Here is a 16,719-nt window from a genome sequence, read left to right as displayed (position 1 = left end):
CCGCGTCGGACGCCGAGTCCACGTCCGGGTTCGATGCCGAGCCGAGGCCGGTGGCCGACGCCGCTTCGGACGCCGGGGCCGCGTCAGGCAACGAGCCCGACGCCGAGGCCACTCGCGACAGCGAGCCCGACGCCACGTCCGACGCCCCATCCGCATCCGCGCGCGACGCCAAACCGAGCCCCGCGCCCGGCACCGAGTCCGACGCCGCATCCGACACCGGGGCGGCGCCCGGCACCGAGTCCGACGCCGCATCCGACACCGGGGCGGCGCTCGACGCCGTATCCGACACCGGGACCGCTTCGGACACCCGGCCCGACGCCGCATCCGCATCCGCATCCGCGCGTGACGCCAAGCCCAGCCCCGTGTCCGAAGCCGCAACGGACGCCGAATCGAGCCCGGTGCCCGACACCGAAGCCGACGCCGCTTCGGATGCCGGGGCCTCGCCCAACGCCGCATCCGACGCCGAGGCCGCGCCAGAGACCGAGCCCGACGCCACGCCCGACGCCCCATCCGCATCCGCGCGCGACGCCAAACCGAGCCCCGCGCCCGGCACCGAGTCCGACGCCGCGTCCGGCGCCGAGCCGAACCCGGTGTCCGAAGCCGCGTCCGACGACGAGTCCGGGCCCGTGTCGGACACCGAAGCCGGTTCCGCGTCCGGTGCCGGGGCCGGGGGCGGGCCCGGAGTCGGCATCGTCGCGGCCGGGGCCGTGTCGAAGAGTGAGGTGGGTCCGGAGACCGGTCCGGTTCTCGGGCGCGGGCCGGCCGGCGGGCCTCGCCGCAGGCCCGCGCCCGAGTCGGCCCGTCGACGGCTGGCGCGGCTCACCGCGTGCGCGGCGGCGCTGGCCGTCGCGTTCACCGGCTTCGCTGTCGCGCTGGGCGCCAGGGACGACGACCGGACAGTGGCCATGTCCTCCTCGCCGGGTGTCTCGGCGGCCCAGCTCGCCGGCGGCGACCTCGACACGGCGGTCGAGCGGCTCCAGGCCCATCTCAAGGAGCAGCCCAAGGACTTCGGCTCCTGGTCCACGCTCGGCCTCGCCTACGTCGAGCAGGCCCGGGTCAAGGGCGACCCCTCCCGCTACCCACAGGCCGAGAAGGCCCTGAAGCGCTCGCTGGAACTGCGGCCGGACAACGACCCGGCGCTCGCCGGACTCGCCGCCCTCGCCGCCGCCCGCCACGAGTTCGAGGACGCCCTGCGGTACGCGGACCAGGCACTGAAGGAGAACCCTTACAGCGAACGGGCGTTGTGCAGCCGCGTCGACGCCCTGGTCGAACTCGGCCGTTACGACGACGCGTTGAAGGCGGTCCGCCTCGCCGACACCCGCCGCCCCGGCATCCCGGTCTTCACCCGGTACGCCTATGTGTACGAGCTGCGCGGCGACGTGAAGACCGCCCGACGCGTTCTGGAACGGGCCCTGGACTCGGCGGCCACGCGCGGCGACATCGCCTACGTGGCCACCCAGCTCGGACAACTCGCCTGGAAGCAGGGCGACTACAAGACCGCACTCGACCACTACGCCCGCGCCCTCGGCGCCGACGACACCTATCTCCCCGCCCTGGAGGGCCGCGCCCGCGCCCAGGCCGCGAGCGGCGACGGCGCCCAGGCGATCAGCGGCCTGGAGCAGGTGGTGTCCTCCTATCCGCTGCCGGGGCCGCTCGTCGTGCTCGGTGAGCTGTACGAGGCCGAGGGCGACAAGACCAAGGCGGGCGACCAGTACGCGCTGGTCGACGCCTACACCGCCATCGCGCGCTCCAACGGCGTCAACGCCGACCTCGACACCGCGCTCGCCGCCGCCGACCACGGGGACACCAAGGCCGCGCTGCGGGCCGCCGAGGCCGAGTGGAAGCGCCGGGAGACGGTACACACGGCGGACGCCCTCGCCTGGGCGCTGCACGTCAACGGCCGAGACGAGGAAGCCCTGCCGTACGCCCGCCGGGCCACCGCCACCGGATACCGGGACGCGACGTTCCTGTACCACCGGGGCATGGTCGAATACGCGGCCGGCGACAAGAAGGAGGCCCGTGCCTCGCTGAAGGCGGCGCTCGACCTCAACGCCGGTTTCTCGCCGCTCGGCGCGGCCGAGGCCCGAAAGACCCTGAAGGCACTGCAGGCTCTGGAGACCGCCAAGTGACCCCTCCCCGGCGCGTGTTCGCCACCGGCACGGCGGTCCTCCTGGCCGCCTGCGCGCTCGTCCTCGCCGGACCCACCGGTACGGCGAGCGCGCACCCCCTTGGCAACTTCACCGTCAACCGGTACGACGGTCTGGTCGCCGCCCCCGGCCGGCTGAAGATCCTCCATGTCGAGGACCTCGCGGAGATCCCGGCGACCCAGGCCGGGCCCGCCATCGAGCGTCAGGGCATGGCGAGTTGGGCCCGGGAGCGGTGTGAGAAGGCCGCCGAGGGCAGTGAGGTCACCGTCGACGGGGGTGCCGCCGAGGTGGCGCTGAAGTCGAGCCGGGCCGAGGAATGGCCGGGCCAGGCGGGTCTGAAGACTCTGCGTGTGGAGTGCCGGTTGACGGCCCCGCTGCCGGACCGGGCCGCCGACGTACGTTTCCACGCGGCCGTGGACTCCGGGCCCGGCTGGCGCGAGGTCACCGCACGGGGCGACCGGACGACCCTGGCCGGGTCGGATGTGCCCGAGGAGTCGGTGTCGAAGCAACTCACCAGCTACCCCGAGGAGTTGTTGCAGTCACCGGAGGACACCGCGACGGCCTCGCTCCAGGTGCGGCCGGGCGGTCCGGCGCTGGCCGAGCGGGAGAACGACGCGCCCGGCGCCTCGATCCTCCCGCGCGGCGCGGACCGCTGGACCAGGGCCCTCGACGACCTGGTCTCCAGCCAGGACCTGACCTTCGGCTTCGGCGCCCTGGCGTTCGGTATCGCCCTGTTCCTGGGCGCCATGCACGCGCTCGGACCGGGCCACGGCAAGACCCTGATGGCCGCGACGGCCGCCGCGCGCGACCGGGCCCGGATGCGTGACGTCCTGCCCATGGCCGCGTCCGTGACGGTCACCCACACCCTGGGCGTCGTCGCCCTCGGCCTCCTCGTCCTGGCCGGTTCCGCCGCCGCCCCGTCCGTCATCACCTGGCTCGGCATCGCGAGCGGCCTGTTCGTGATGGGAGCGGGCGTCACCCTCGCCCGCCGCGCGTGGCTGAACCGCAAACTGGCGCTCACCCACACGAGCGGGCACGGACACGGGCATGGGCATGGGCATGGGCATGGGCACTCACACGATCACGACCACGACGATGCCCACGGCCACAGCCACCACAGCCATGAGCACGACCACGACCACAGTCACGACCACGGCCACGAGCCGGAGCCCAGCCGGGAACTCGTACTCGCCCAGGCCGCTCCTTCACACACCCACGCGCACAGCGAGACCCACACGCACACCCACACGTCGGTCGTCCCCCACGACCACGGGCACACCCACGACCACGACCACGACCACTCCCACACACACGAGCCCGACGACCACCAGCACGACCACGCCCACGCCCACGCCCCCCAAGAGAAGCGCTCCCTCTTCGGCGGCGGAATCACGCACACCCACGGCGGCTTCACCCACACCCACCCCACCGCGCCCACCCTGCGCGGCACGATCCTGCTCGGCTTCGCGGGCGGCATGGTGCCGAGCCCGTCGGCCGTGGTCGTCCTGGTCGGCGCGGCGGCGCTGGGGAAGGCGTGGTTCGGGCTGCTGCTCGTGCTGGCGTACGGCATCGGGCTGGCACTCACACTGACGGCGGCCGGGTACGCCGTCGTGAAGGCGGGCGGCTGGGTGACGCGGGTGATGGACCGGGGCGAGGGCCGGCTGGGCGGGCCGACGGCCGCGCTGGTGCGCAGGACCGTGCCGCTGGCGTCGGCTCTGCTGGTCGTCGCGCTCGGGGCCGTTCTGGTGTTCAGGGGGGCAACATCCGCACTCGGCTGAGCTACTTTTGGGGAGAAATCGCACGGAGTGGAGATTCCGGGCCGATGCGCGTGCGGATGCGAGTGACGGGGGATGGCCGTGTCCGAAGAACCGGGCAGTGAACGGGTGATCGCGGGCCGCTACCGGCTGCTGACCCCGCTGGGCGAGGGCGGCATGGGCACCGTGTGGCGGGCCCGCGACGAGGTGCTGCACCGCGAGGTCGCCGTCAAGGAGGTGCGGGCGCCGGGCGGTATCGCCGTCTCCGACGTGGAGCGGATGTACGCCCGTCTGGAGCGGGAGGCGTGGGCGGCGGCCCGGGTCGCCAACCGCAATGTCGTCACGGTGTACGACGTGGCCATGGAGGACGGCCGTCCGTGGATCGTGATGGAGCTGGTGCGCGGTCTGTCGCTCGCCGATCTCCTCGACGGCGAGGGCCCCCTCCCTCCGCAGCGCGCCGCGCACATCGGTGCCGAGGTGCTGTCCGCGCTGCGCGCCGCGCACGAGGCCGGGGTCCTGCACCGGGATGTGAAACCGGCCAACGTGCTCATCTCCAACGACGGCCGGGTCGTCCTCACCGACTTCGGCATCGCCACGGTCGAGGGCAGCTCCGCGCTGACCATGACCGGCGAGGTCATCGGCTCCCCGGAGTTCCTCGCCCCCGAGCGGGCGCTCGGCCGGGCGTTCGGCCCCGAGTCGGACCTGTGGTCGCTCGGGGTGCTGCTGTACGCGGCGGTCGAGGGCAACTCGCCGTTCCGACAGAACACTCCGCTGAGCACGCTGCGCGCGGTCGTGGACGAGGAGCTTCCGCCGCCGCACCGGGCCGGTCCGCTGGCCCCGGTGATCGAGGGCCTGCTGCGCAAGGATCCGGCCGAACGGATCTCCGCCGAGCAGGCCGAGCGGGATCTGCGGATCATCGGCGCCGGGGGCACCCCCTCCGGCGGAGTCACCCCGCACTCCGACACGGTCGCCACGGCCCCGTACAGCCCGACGGTGGCGGCCTTCCCGAGTCCGGGCGCGCGGACCGGACCGGGGCCTGGCACGAACGAGTTCGGGCCGCCGACCCCGCCGCGCCCCACCCCGGCGGCGCCCCACCCTTCCCCGGTGCCGGGCCGCGAGCCGGACCGCAACCGCCGGGCCCTCGTCTTCTTGGTCGCGGGGATCGCGGCGATCGCCTTCGCCATCGCCGGCCTGACGTACGCCCTGGTCAACCGGGACGACGGCGGGAAGGACGGCAGTCCGACCAACGGGGCGGGCACCGTGGGCGGCACCGACGACCGGACGGACGACGGCGCTTCGGGCGAGGAGCCCGGCGGGGGCGACGCGACGACCGACGAAGGCGACTCCCCCTCGAAGTCCCCCGACGAGCCGCCGACCAGCAAGCCGCCCGCGCAGACGGTCGAGGTGACCGTCGAGGGCGTGCACACCGACTATGCGGGTGCCTGTCCGCCGCAGGACGCCGAGGCGCCCACCTTCACCGCGACGTTCACCGTGGGCAGTGTCCCCGTGGACGTCGACTACCGGTGGGTGGCGAAGAGCGGCGAGGTCGAGGACGAGGGCTGGAAGACCCTGTCGTTCGCGTCCGGCGGCGAGAAGACCAAGCAGGACCGGGTCGTCGTCTCGACGAACAGCAGCCACGCGGACGAGATCAGCGTGGAGGTCCGGGGCCCGGTGAAGACGGAGTCCAACACGGTCGCGTTCTCGGTGACGTGCGAGTCGGAGGCCCCGACCACGGGCGGGACCTCCCCCTCCGACGACTCGGAGGACCCGGACGGCTACAGCGGCTCCGACGCCGACTACGACGGCGATGCCGACGCCGGAGCCGACGCCGGAGCCCTGAACGGGGCCGTCAGGCCGCGTTCCTGACCTCAGGCCACATCCCTGGCCTCAGGACACCGCGTTCCCGACCTCAGGCCACGTTCCCGAACACCGGCAGATACCCGCCCGACTGGCCCGCGGCCTTCGGGTGGTACGACTCGCCGATGTTCAGCAGGTTGAGGCTGTGCAGCCACGCGCTGCCCGAGCACAGTTCGTGTCCGGTGAACGCGGAGCGGACGTCGCCGAAGGTGAACCCGTGGTCGGCGGCGCGTTTGGCGATCGCGGTGTTCAGGTAGTCGGCGGCGTTGTTGATGGCGGACCGCTTGGCCTGGGAGAGGCCGGGGCAGGTGCCGCCCAGCTGGTAGAAGCGGGGGTAGCCGAGCACCACCACATGGGCGGCCGGTGCCTTCGCGCTGATCGCCGAGTAGACCTTGTCGAGTTGGCCGGGGAGCGTCGAGTCGACGTACGCCTTCGCCGTGTTGATGCGGGAGACGCAGGCGCTGTCGGACTGCAGGACGCACGTGGTCATGACGTCGGAGAAGCCGGCGTCGTTGCCGCCGACGGAGACGGAGACCAGCCCCGTGCCCGCGCCGAGCGGCCCCAGTTGACTCGCCAGAACATCACCCGTTCGGGCGCCCGAGCAGGCCGTGAAGTGGAAGGTCGAGGGAGCGTTGGCGGCCGCCCAGAGGTAGGGGTAGGCCTTCGTGCTGCGCTTGCAGTCGCCGCTGGAGGAGAGGTAGCTCCCCGCGCCGACACCGGAGGAGTAGGAGTCGCCGAGCGCCACATAGCCGGTGGCGGCGGCCTGTTGGGACGCCTGCGCCGTCGCGGCCCCGGTGAGGCCTGCGCCGACGGCGAGGAGGAGTGAGGTCATGTATGCCGCAAGTCGGGAACGTCTCATGGAACCTCCCTTTAGCAGGATCTCTGCCTCAACCGTCGTAGCAACTACGCGTGTTGATCGGAAGTGTTCATGTCAATACTTTCCCACTCTCAAGCGAACACACCCGCCGTGTTCCACCCCTGTTCGATTTCAGAATCGTGACAGAAACATGACAACGCTGCACGTCTCTTGATCTACCCCCGTAGAGCACCCAATCTGCTTACAGCCGCGAGCGGAACGCGACGCCTGCGGCCGTGAGTGCGATCCCGCACGCACCCCCCACGAACGCGCGCCACACCCATGCGCGCGTCGCCTATGAGGAGGAAACCCTCGTAATGGCACACCTGCGTAGCAAGAACCTCCGCGTCGCCGCCGTCACCACCGTGGCGACCGCCGCCCTGCTCGGCGGTCTGACCGCGTTCCCCGCCCAGGCCGCCCCGGCCGAGGGCAGGGTGCTCGCGGCGGACTCCCCCACCGCCGTCAAGGGCAGCTACATCGTCACGCTCAAGAAGAGCGCGGGCCTCAAGGCCGCGTCGAGCGCCGGCAAGGACCTGGTCGAGGAGTACGGCGGCTCGGTGAAGCGGACCTTCAAGTCCGCGCTCAACGGCTACTCGGCCGAGCTCTCCGCCACCGAGGCGAAGAGACTCGCCGCCGACCCGGCGGTCGCCTCCGTCGAGCAGGACCAGGTCTTCACGGCGGACGCCACCCAGACCAGCGCCCCGTGGGGCCTGGACCGCTCCGACCAGGCGTCGCTGCCGCTCTCCGGCACGTACACCTACCCGGACAGCGCGGGCAGCGGTGTGACGGCGTACGTCATCGACACCGGCGTACGCATCTCGCACGCCCAGTTCGGCGGCCGGGCGTTCAACGGCTACGACGCCGTCTCCAACGACAACGTGGCGCAGGACGGCAACGGCCACGGCACGCACGTCGCGTCCACCATCGCGGGCTCCACCTACGGCATCGCCAAGCAGGCGAAGATCGTGGCCGTGCGCGTGCTGAACAACGCCGGCTCGGGCACCACGGCCGGTGTCGTGGCCGGTATCGACTGGGTGACCGCGAACCACAGCGGCCCCTCGGTCGCCAACATGTCGCTCAGCGGCGGCGCGTCCACCGCCATCGACACGGCCGTCCGCAACTCCATATCCAGCGGAGTGACCTACGCCGTCGCGGCCAGCAACAACAGCGCCAACGCCTCCTCGTACTCCCCGGCCCGCGTCACCGAGGCGATCACGGTCGGCGCCACCACCAACACGGACGCCCGGGCGAGCTACTCCAACTACGGCTCGGTCCTGGACATCTTCGCCCCGGGTTCGTCGATCACGGCCGGCTGGTACACCAGCGACACCGCGACGAACACCATCTCCGGCACCTCGATGGCCACACCGCACGTCGCGGGCGCGGCCGCCGTCTACCTGGCCGGCCACACCTCGGCCACCCCGGCCCAGGTCGCCTCGGCCCTGATCGCCGGCGCCGTCACCGGCAAGGTGACCAGCCCCGGCACCGGTTCCCCGAACCGCCTGCTGCAGATCGTCCCGTAAGGGCGACCGCTCCACCGTGAAGAGAAGTTTCCCCGGAGGCGTGGGTCGCCTCCGGGGATTCCTCGTGTGCGACCGCGCATGTCCTCGCCGACGCATGAGGATCGGGCGTACGGTCGGGTGTGGCGGGTCTCGACGTATTGACTCCCCCGCGCCGCCTGAGCGACATTGAAGCCCGGCATCCGGCGCTTCAGGGGGCAAAGTCGCCAATGCAGACCTCGGGTATCAAGCCATCGTTGTCAGGCAGCGGCGGACCGCTGCTGGCGGGCGTGGCCGCGGCCGTGGCGGGGGTCGGCGCGGTGCTCGCGTTCGCCGACACCGACTCGGTGCTGCGCGGCCCGTTCACCCTGTTCTTCCTCCTCGTCGCGCCGGGAGCCGCCATCGGGGCCGTGCTGCGCGGACTGGAGCCGTTCGGCCGGGTCGTGACGTCCCTCGCGGGCGCGATCGCGGTGAACCTCCTCGTCGCCCAGGGCATGATCGCCACCCACTCGTGGTCGGTGACCCGTGGGATCACGGCCGTGACCGTGATCAGCTCGCTCGTCATCCTGCCGAGTCTGGTACGGCGCCTCGGCGCCCGTACGGAGAGAAGACGGACCTGAGACGTGGACATCAGTGTGTACCGCCCCGGCGAGCTGACCGCCGCGGACCGGGCGGCCTGGACCGCTCTGCAGTCGAAGGCCCATCTGCACGGCGCTCCCGAGCTGGCGAACCCCTTCCTGTCCCCGGAGTTCGCCCTCGCGGTGGGCCGCTGCCGCCGCGGCGTACGGATCGCGGTCGTGCGGGAGGGCGGCGAGCCGGCGGCCTTCTTCCCGTACCAGAGATCCACCGTCGGGGTGGGCAGAGCCGTCGGTCTCGGCCTCTCCGACTGCCAGGGCGTGGTCCACCGGCCGGGCTTCACCTGGGACGCCGAGGAACTCCTGCGGGCCTGTGGGCTCGCGGTGTGGGAGTTCGACCATCTGGCGGAGGGCCAGACGCCGTTCGCGGCCCATGTGACGGGCACGTTCCCGTCCCCGGTCATGGACCTGGAGCAGGGCTACGAGGCCTATCTCGGCCGGCTGCGGGCCGGCTCACCGAAGTTCGTCCGCTCGACGTTCGCCAAGGAGCGCAGGCTCGGCCGCGCGGTGAGCGAGGTGCGCTATGTGCACGACGAGCGCGACCCGAGGGTCCTGCGCACCCTGATGGCCTGGAAGTCGGCGCAGTACCGCAGGACCGGCCGCAGCGACCGCTTCGCGCACCCGTGGATCACCCGGCTCGTGCACCAGCTCTTCCACACCCGCACCGAATCCTTCGCCGGCCAGCTGTCCGTGCTGTACGCGGACGGCAAGCCGGCCGCGGCTCATTTCGGACTGCGCTCCGAGCGGGTGCTGACATGCTGGTTCCCGGCGTACGACCCGGCGTTCGCGAGGTTCTCGCCGGGCCTGCTCCTGCATCTGCACATGGCCGAGGAGGGCGCCGCCGACGGCATCGCCTACCTGGATCTGGGCCGGGGGCAGAAGCAGTACAAGGACTCCCTGAAGACACGGGAGATCTCCGTGTCGGAGGGGTGGGTCACCCGGCGCCATCCGGTGGCGCTCGGGCACCGGGCACGGCGGGCACCGGTCCGGGCTCTGCGAAACACGGTGCTGGCGCGACCGGAACTGTTCGAACCTGCCGACAAACTGCTGAAGCGGATGGGGAAATTCCGGTCGGGAGGTCAGGTAACGGACACATCATCAAAAACGTGAGACCTCGTAAGAGGTCTTGCCATATGGTCTCAATCATCAATACCGTCTTGCATCGCTGTAAATAAACCCGCATCGGTCCGTCGGCACATGCTCCTGGGGGAGGGCTCAAGGAGCGCGGCGGTCCCGGCGCGGGGCGCGGTAGGGGGGTGCCGTGCTCGGTGACCGCACCGTTTACCGAGTCGTGCCGCGCGACCGACTGCCGAGTCGCGACAGTCGGCCGGCTTTGCCAGCTCACCCGGCATGCACGGAGATCGACTTCGCCATGCCGTAAGTGAGAACCCCCCTTTCGAACCGGACAACATTCCGAACCACCCAGGGGCGGGTGGTTCACCGGACGAGAGGGACCAGACTCATGAGCTCAGTTCTGCGCCCGGCGATACCCGAGCCGGTCACGTACCGGCCGATCTCCGACCACCTGGCCATCGCGCCGCCGGTGAGTGTGGTGATTCCCGCCATGAACGAGGCGGAGAACCTTCCGTACGTCTTCAAGACGCTGCCGGGCTGGATCCACGAGGTGGTCCTGGTCGACGGCAACTCCACCGACGACACCGTCGCGGTGGCCCGCGAACTGTGGCCGGACGTCAAGGTCGTGCCGCAGCGGGGCAAGGGCAAGGGGGACGCCCTGATCACCGGCTTCGAGGCGTGCACCGGCGACATCATCGTGATGGTCGACGCGGACGGCTCGGCCGACGGCCACGAGATCGTCTCGTACGTCTCCGCCCTCGTCTCGGGCGCCGACTTCGCCAAGGGCTCGCGCTTCGCCAACGGCGGCGGCACCGACGACATGACCCTGATCCGCAAGCTCGGCAACTGGGCGCTGTGCACCACCGTGAACCGCAAGTTCGGCGCCCGCTACACCGACCTGTGCTACGGCTACAACGCGTTCTGGCGGCACTGCCTCGACGAGATCGACCTCGACTGCACCGGCTTCGAGGTGGAGACCCTGATGAACATCAGGGTCGTCAAGGCGGGCCTGAAAGTGCAGGAGATCCCCAGCCACGAGTACCTGCGCATCCACGGCGCGAGCAATCTGCGGGCCGTCCGCGACGGACTGCGCGTGCTGAAGGTGATCCTGCAGGAGCGCTCCAACCGGCGTGCCCTGCGCCGCCGTTCGCACGCGACGACGCTCACCGCCGGGCGAGGAGAGTCGTCTTGAACGAGCCGACCGTCTCGGTCGTGATCTGCGTGTACACCGAGGACCGCTGGGAGGACATCCTCGCGGCGGTCTCCTCGGTGCGCGCCCAGTCCCGGCCGGCCCTGGAGACGCTCCTGGTCGTGGACCACAACCAGGCCCTCCTCGAGCGTCTCACCAGGGAGTACAAAGAGCATCAGGAGAGCGGCGAGGTCCGGGTGCTCGCCAACGCGGGTCCCCGCGGGCTGTCCGCGGGCCGCAACACGGGGATCGCCGCCTCGTACGGGGAGATCATCGCCTTCCTCGACGACGACGCCGTCGCCGAGCGGGACTGGCTGCGCTACTTCGCCCGGGGGTACGCCGACCCCCGGGTCATGGCCGTCGGCGGCCGTACGGTGCCCGTGTGGGCGTCCGGCCGCCGCCCGGCCTGGTTCCCGGAGGAGTTCGACTGGGTGGTGGGCTGCGCCTACAAGGGGCTGCCCGGCGGTGTCGCCGAGGTCCGCAACGTCCTCGGCGGCAACGCCTCGTTCCGCCGCAGCGCCTTCGACGCGGCCGGGGGCTTCGCCACCGGTATCGGCCGTGACGGGGACAAGCGCCCGCTGGGCTGCGAGGAGACGGAGCTGTGCATCCGGCTCTCCCGGGCCCGGCCGGAGGCGGTGCTGCTGCTCGACGACCGGGCGGTGATCCACCACCGGGTGCCCGACGCGCGGGAACGCTTCGGGTACTTCCGCGCGCGCACCTACGCCGAAGGCCTGTCGAAGGCGCTGGTGGCGCGGAGCGTGGGCGCGGGCAAGGGACTGGAGTCGGAGCGCCGGTACACCACCCGGGTGCTGCCCGCCGGGGTGGCGCGCGGACTGCGGGACGCACTGCTCGGCCGCGCGGGGGGCGCGGGACGTGCGGGCGCGATCGCCGTGGGGGTGGCGGCGGCGGCCGGAGGGTACGTTGTCGGGAGCGTCCGGGCCCGCAGGGGCGAGGTCACGTTCTCGGTCGGCGAGATTCCGGGCGGCCCGGTCGGCAAGGGGGGCGAGGGGGGCTCGTCATGACGGAGACGACGGGGACGGCGAGCGCCGCGACGGCGGCCGTGCCGATCCTGATGTACCACGCGGTGTCCGCCGCGCCGAACGACGCCACCAGGGACCTGTCGGTGACCCCGGAGGCCTTCGCGGCACAGATGGCGCTCATCGACGACCTGGGCCTCACCCCGGTGGACACCGCGGCCCTGGCGGCGGGTTGGCGGCTCGGCCGCCCGCTCCCCGCCCGGCCCGTGCTGATCACCTTCGACGACGGCTACGCGGGCGTGCACCGGCACGCCCTGCCCGTCCTCGCCAAGCACGGCTTCGCGGCCTCGCTGTTCGTCACCACGGGCTGGATCGAGGGCCCCTACGACAACGGCGGGGCCCTCGACACCATGCTCGGCTGGGACCAGGTCCGCGAGCTCGCCGACAACGGCGTGGAGATCGGCGGGCACAGCCACACCCACCCGCAGCTCGACATGCTGGACGACGACCGGCTCCGGTTCGAGCTGCGGCGCTGCCGGAGCATCGTCGCCGACGAACTGGGCACCCGGCCCGTCTCGTTCGCCTACCCGTACGGCTACTCCAGCCGCCGGGTGCGCGTCGCGGTGCGGGAGACGGGGTTCGCCCAGTCGCTCGCGGTCGGCAACGCGCTGGCCCGGCGCGCGCAGGGGCCGTACGCGTTGCGGCGGGTCACCGTGCGGCGCTCCACGGGCATCGCGGAGTTCGAGCGGCTCCTCGAAGGCCGCGCGCTCGCCCGCGCCTTCGCCCGGGACCGTGCCCTCACCAAGGGGTACGCCATGGTCCGAAGAGCACGACAGGTCCGGAAGGCCATCCGTTCCCGTGTCTGACACGACGACCACCACGGCTCACGAGGCCGAGAACACCACGACCGAGGCGGCCGGGGCCGGGCCCGGGCCCGGCCGCAGGCTGCGCCTGCCCGGGCTGGGCAAGGGGGCGGGGGGCGACCAGCTGTTCCGCAACGCCTACGCCCTGATGCTGAACACCGGCATCTCGGCCGTGCTCGGCCTCGGCTTCTGGCTGGCCGCCGCCCGCTACTACACCGAGGCCTCGGTCGGTCAGGGCTCCGCCGCGATCGCCGCGATGAAGCTCCTCGCCGGGCTCACCGCGCTGACGCTGACCGGTGCCCTGGCCCGGTTCATCCCGGTCGCCGGGCCCGGCACCGGACGGCTGATCTTCCGCACGTACGCGGGCAGTGCGGTGATCGTGGCGCTGGCGGCGGGCGTGTTCCTGCTGACGCTGGGCCTGTGGGGTTCGTCGTACAGCTTTCTGCACGATCCGCTCTACGCCGTGTTCTTCGTGCTCGCGGTGGTCGCCTGGTCGACGCTGACGCTTCAGGACGGGGTGCTCACCGGGCTGCGCAGCGCGGTGTGGGTACCGGTCGGCAACACCGTGTTCTCGGCGGTGAAGCTGGTGCTCCTCGTGGTGTTCGCCGCCGCCGTCCCGACCATGGGCGTCTTCGTCTCCTGGGTCGCGGCGATCGCGGTGTCGGTGCTGCCGCTGGGCTGGCTGGTGTTCCGGCGGCTGATCCCGCGACATGTGCGGGCCACCGAGGGTCACGCCCACCCGCCGTCGCTGAGGGAGATCGGCCGCTTCCTGGCCGGTGACTACACGGGCTCCCTCTTCTCGCTCGCGGTGGTCTATCTGGTCCCGGTGATCGTCGCCGCACAGGTCAGCTCGGCCGACAACGCGTACTTCTACATCACCACCACCATCGGCGGCACGGTCAACCTGCTCGCCATCAACATGGGCGCCTCGCTCACCGTCGAGGGCGCGCACGAGCCGGCGCGCCTCGCCGCCAACACCCGGGCCGCGCTGCGGCGGATGGCCCGGATCATGCTGCCGGTGTGCGCGGTGCTGTTCTTCGGGGCGCCCTGGATCCTGGCCGTGTTCGGGCAGGCCTACGCGGACGCGGCGACACCGCTGCTGCGCTGGTTCGCGATCGGCGCGGTCCTGCGGGTCGTGATGGAGACGTACTTCGCGGTGCTGCGCGCCCAGAGCCGCACGGCCGGACTCGCCTGGCTGCAGGGCCTGTTGTGCGCCCTGGTCCTCGGCCTGACCCTGGTCCTGCTGCCGCGGATGGGGCTGACCGGCGCAGGCGTCGCCGAGATCTCCAGCCTCGCGGTGATCGTGCTGATCGCCGCGCCACGGCTGTACCGGATCCTGCGCGGCGCCGGGCCCGCGGAGGTGCCGGCGGACGCGGCGCCCGACGGGGACCTCGCCGACCTGGGCCGGGTGGCCTCGGCCGCGAGGAAGCGCGGCGGCGCCTGGTCGGGGCGCCTGGACTCCGACACCCTCGCCCTCGGCGTCCACGTCGACTTCGACCATCTGGAGCGCCGCCCGGACGTACGGCCCGGCCCCGGCACCCCGCCCACCGGAACCGCGGTGCCCCGGGGGGACCACCGGCCGGCCTGGGCCCAGGACCGGCCGACCCGTCCGCTGAGGCCTCCGTCCTCGCCGGGCCTGCCGGTGGAGGACCGTGAGCCGGGTTCGGAGTCCTCCCTGGGCCCCGCGCGGGTCCCGGAGGTGGACGCCCCGTTCGAAGAGGCCGTAGGGGAAGCGGCCTCGGCAGGAGAGGCCGGGAAGCTGGAGAAGTCCGTACGGGAGCCGGTGAAACCCCCGGCCCAGGAGGCGCCGCCCGCCCAGGACGCGCCTCGGGTGCCCCTGCGCGAACGACCGCACCCCACGATCACCGGGCTGGTCCTCGGCTTCCTGCTGCTCTGCGCGCTGCTGCTCTACTGGGTGCCCGCGCTGGCGCTGGACGACTCCGACCTGGACCGCATGGGCGGCCTCGGCCTGATCTCCGTGCTGCCCACGCCGACGCTGATCGGGGCGGGCCTGCTGGCCGTCGTGTTCGCCGCGCTGCTGTGGCCGGCCCGGGAGCACCGCGGTCTGCTGCTGATCACCCTCCTGGCCACCGTGTTCTCCCTGCACGCGCTGCCGGCCGTGATCGAGACCGAACCCCGGTTCGCCACCGCCTGGCAACACCTGGGCTTCATCGACTACATCGACCGCACCGGCTCGGCCGTACCCGACCTGGACGCCCGGTGGAGCTGGCCGGGGTTCTTCGCGGCGGCGGCGTTCGTCGCGCGGGCCTGCGGGGTCACCGACTTCACCGAGATCATCCGCTGGTGGCCGACGGCCGTCCAACTCCTCTATCTGGCGCCGATGTTCCTCCTCGCCCGCCATATGCGCGCGAGCTGGCGCGCCCGGTGGACGGGTGTCTGGATCTTCGTCCTGAGCGGCTGGGTGGGCCAGGACTACTTCTCCCCCCAGGGCTTCACCTACCTCCTCTACCTGGTCTTCGTCGCGATCCTCCTGGTGTGGTTCCGTGCACCGCACATGCTGTGGGGCACGGTGCGCCCCGGCGAGGCGGAGGTGGAGCCGACGGACCGCCGGCAGCGCGCGGTGCTCCTGGCGGTCCTGATCGCGCTGTACGCGGCGACGGTCCCGGCCCACCAGCTCACCCCGTTCGTGATGCTGGGCGTCCTCGCGGCCCTCGTCCTGATCGGCCGCTCCGAACTGCGCGGCCTGCCGATCCTGTTCGCCGTGCTGGTCGCCGTCTGGGTGGGCTTCCTCGCCGAGCCGTACTGGTCGGGGCACTTCGACGAACTCTTCGGCGGGGTCGGCGGGGTGGGCGGGAACGTCACGTCCTCGGTCTCCGGCCGCATCGGCGAGGGAAGTTCGACCCACAAGCTCGTGCTGTACGCGCGCGTGGCGCTCGCCGGAACGGTCATGCTCCTCGCCTGCTACGGCTTCTGGCGCCGCCGCGAGAACAGGTACCGCGAACGCTCCGTGCTCGTCCTGACGTTCGTGCCGTTCCTGGGCTTCGGGATGCAGTCCTACGGCGGTGAGATGGCCCTGCGGGTCTTCATGTTCGCGCTGCCGGGCGCCGCACTGCTGGCCGCTCTCGGCCTCTTCCCGCGCACCGGCGTCACCGCCGAGGAACGCGACAAGGACCGGGTGAGCCTCGCCCCGCTGGCCGCCCTCATGGCCGGTCTCGTCCTCATCGGCGGCTTCCTGGTCGCCCGCTGGGGCAACGAGCCCTTCGAGCGCGTCCGCCCGGGCGAGGTCGCCGCCATGGAGTACGTCTACGCCCACGACGACCCGACGGTACGGCTGCTCTGGCTCAGCGACGACCCGGTGAACAACGTCACGCCCGCGATGCCGTGGGGCGCCCGGGACATGGAGAAGATCGAGTACGTGCCGACGCTCGCGCCGAGCGACCCGGTCCTGGTGTCCGGTGTGGCCAAGGCGCTGAAGGACGCGGGAGCAAACTCCTTCCTGATCGTCAACCGCAGCCAGGTCACCAACCTCCAGATGGACGCCGGTTACTCCGAGAACTGGGAGTCCCGGCTCATCCGGAACCTCGACAGGCGCGCCGACATCGAGCAGGTCTTCTCCCACGCGGACGCCACGATCTTCGCCCTGCGCGACCAGCCCGGAAAGGCCCCGGACCCCGATCCCGGCCCGATCGGCCCCCAGGTCACCTGGACCCCGTGGTCGGTGGTGGGCGGCCTGGCCGCGATCGCCCTGATCGTGCTGCTGAGCGTCCGCGAGCTGGTCCGCGTGGCGGTCCGTCCCGGTGTCCGGCAACTCCGGTGGCTCCAGGGCAGCTTCTGGTTCAGCCTGCCCCTGCTGGCGCTCCTGCTGGCATCACTGGTGCAGCGCTTCCTGACCATGGGCGCGCCGTGA

11 protein-coding genes are annotated in these 16,719 nt (G+C 72.1%); 10 read left to right on the top strand and 1 reads right to left on the bottom strand.

Features of this window, described 5'->3' with window-relative positions:
• The first annotated feature begins 362 nt into the window (after positions 1 to 362).
• The 3 genes from K1J60_RS35615 to K1J60_RS35605 all read left to right on the top strand — a co-directional run bounded on the left by K1J60_RS35615 (position 363) and on the right by K1J60_RS35605 (position 5,767).
• On the top strand, positions 363 to 2,129 hold the full coding sequence (locus K1J60_RS35615) for a tetratricopeptide repeat protein (protein WP_220651857.1): 1,767 nt from the start codon (positions 363 to 365) through the stop codon (positions 2,127 to 2,129).
• Positions 2,126 to 3,925, top strand: a complete 1,800-nt coding sequence (locus tag K1J60_RS35610; protein WP_220649801.1) for a nickel transporter — start codon at positions 2,126 to 2,128, stop codon at positions 3,923 to 3,925. The genes K1J60_RS35615 and K1J60_RS35610 overlap by 4 nt, the downstream gene beginning before the upstream one ends.
• A gap of 72 nt (positions 3,926 to 3,997) precedes the next feature.
• Positions 3,998 to 5,767, top strand: a complete 1,770-nt coding sequence (locus K1J60_RS35605; protein ID WP_220649800.1) for a serine/threonine-protein kinase — start codon at positions 3,998 to 4,000, stop codon at positions 5,765 to 5,767.
• 43 nt (positions 5,768 to 5,810) lie between these two features.
• Here the strand turns inward: K1J60_RS35605 and K1J60_RS35600 are convergent, their stop codons facing one another.
• A complete protein-coding gene (locus K1J60_RS35600) occupies positions 5,811 to 6,617 on the bottom strand; it encodes an SGNH/GDSL hydrolase family protein (RefSeq protein ID WP_220649799.1) in 807 nt (268 codons plus the stop codon).
• Between the two features lie 314 nt (positions 6,618 to 6,931).
• On the opposite strand from K1J60_RS35600, the gene K1J60_RS35595 reads away from it, so the two are divergent.
• The 7 genes from K1J60_RS35595 (at position 6,932) to K1J60_RS35565 (ending at position 16,719) form a co-directional block, all read left to right on the top strand.
• Positions 6,932 to 8,137, top strand: coding sequence for a S8 family peptidase (locus tag K1J60_RS35595; protein ID WP_220649798.1), 1,206 nt, complete (start codon positions 6,932 to 6,934; stop codon positions 8,135 to 8,137).
• Positions 8,138 to 8,370: 233 nt separating this feature from the next.
• Complete coding sequence (locus K1J60_RS35590) at positions 8,371 to 8,733, top strand: hypothetical protein (protein ID WP_317619734.1); 363 nt, start codon at positions 8,371 to 8,373, stop codon at positions 8,731 to 8,733.
• 3 nt (positions 8,734 to 8,736) lie between these two features.
• Positions 8,737 to 9,858, top strand: coding sequence for a GNAT family N-acetyltransferase (locus K1J60_RS35585; RefSeq protein WP_220649796.1), 1,122 nt, complete (start codon positions 8,737 to 8,739; stop codon positions 9,856 to 9,858).
• A 352-nt stretch (positions 9,859 to 10,210) separates the two neighbouring features.
• A complete protein-coding gene (locus K1J60_RS35580) occupies positions 10,211 to 11,014 on the top strand; it encodes a glycosyltransferase family 2 protein (RefSeq protein WP_220649795.1) in 804 nt (267 codons plus the stop codon).
• Positions 11,011 to 12,033 (top strand): glycosyltransferase family 2 protein, encoded by a 1,023-nt coding sequence (locus K1J60_RS35575; protein WP_220649794.1) that lies wholly within the window; start codon positions 11,011 to 11,013, stop codon positions 12,031 to 12,033. Before K1J60_RS35580 ends, K1J60_RS35575 begins: the two co-directional genes overlap by 4 nt.
• Positions 12,030 to 12,854 (top strand): polysaccharide deacetylase family protein, encoded by an 825-nt coding sequence (locus K1J60_RS35570; protein ID WP_220649793.1) that lies wholly within the window; start codon positions 12,030 to 12,032, stop codon positions 12,852 to 12,854. The genes K1J60_RS35575 and K1J60_RS35570 overlap by 4 nt, the downstream gene beginning before the upstream one ends.
• Positions 12,847 to 16,719: a lipopolysaccharide biosynthesis protein gene (locus K1J60_RS35565; protein ID WP_220649792.1), complete on the top strand. Its 3,873-nt coding sequence runs from the start codon at positions 12,847 to 12,849 to the stop codon at positions 16,717 to 16,719. The genes K1J60_RS35570 and K1J60_RS35565 overlap by 8 nt, the downstream gene beginning before the upstream one ends.

The organism is Streptomyces akebiae (genome assembly GCF_019599145.1).
Taxonomy (GTDB): domain Bacteria; phylum Actinomycetota; class Actinomycetes; order Streptomycetales; family Streptomycetaceae; genus Streptomyces; species Streptomyces akebiae.
The sequence above is the reverse complement of the archived record's forward strand: the minus strand, read 5'-3'. Positions and strand labels throughout refer to the sequence as shown.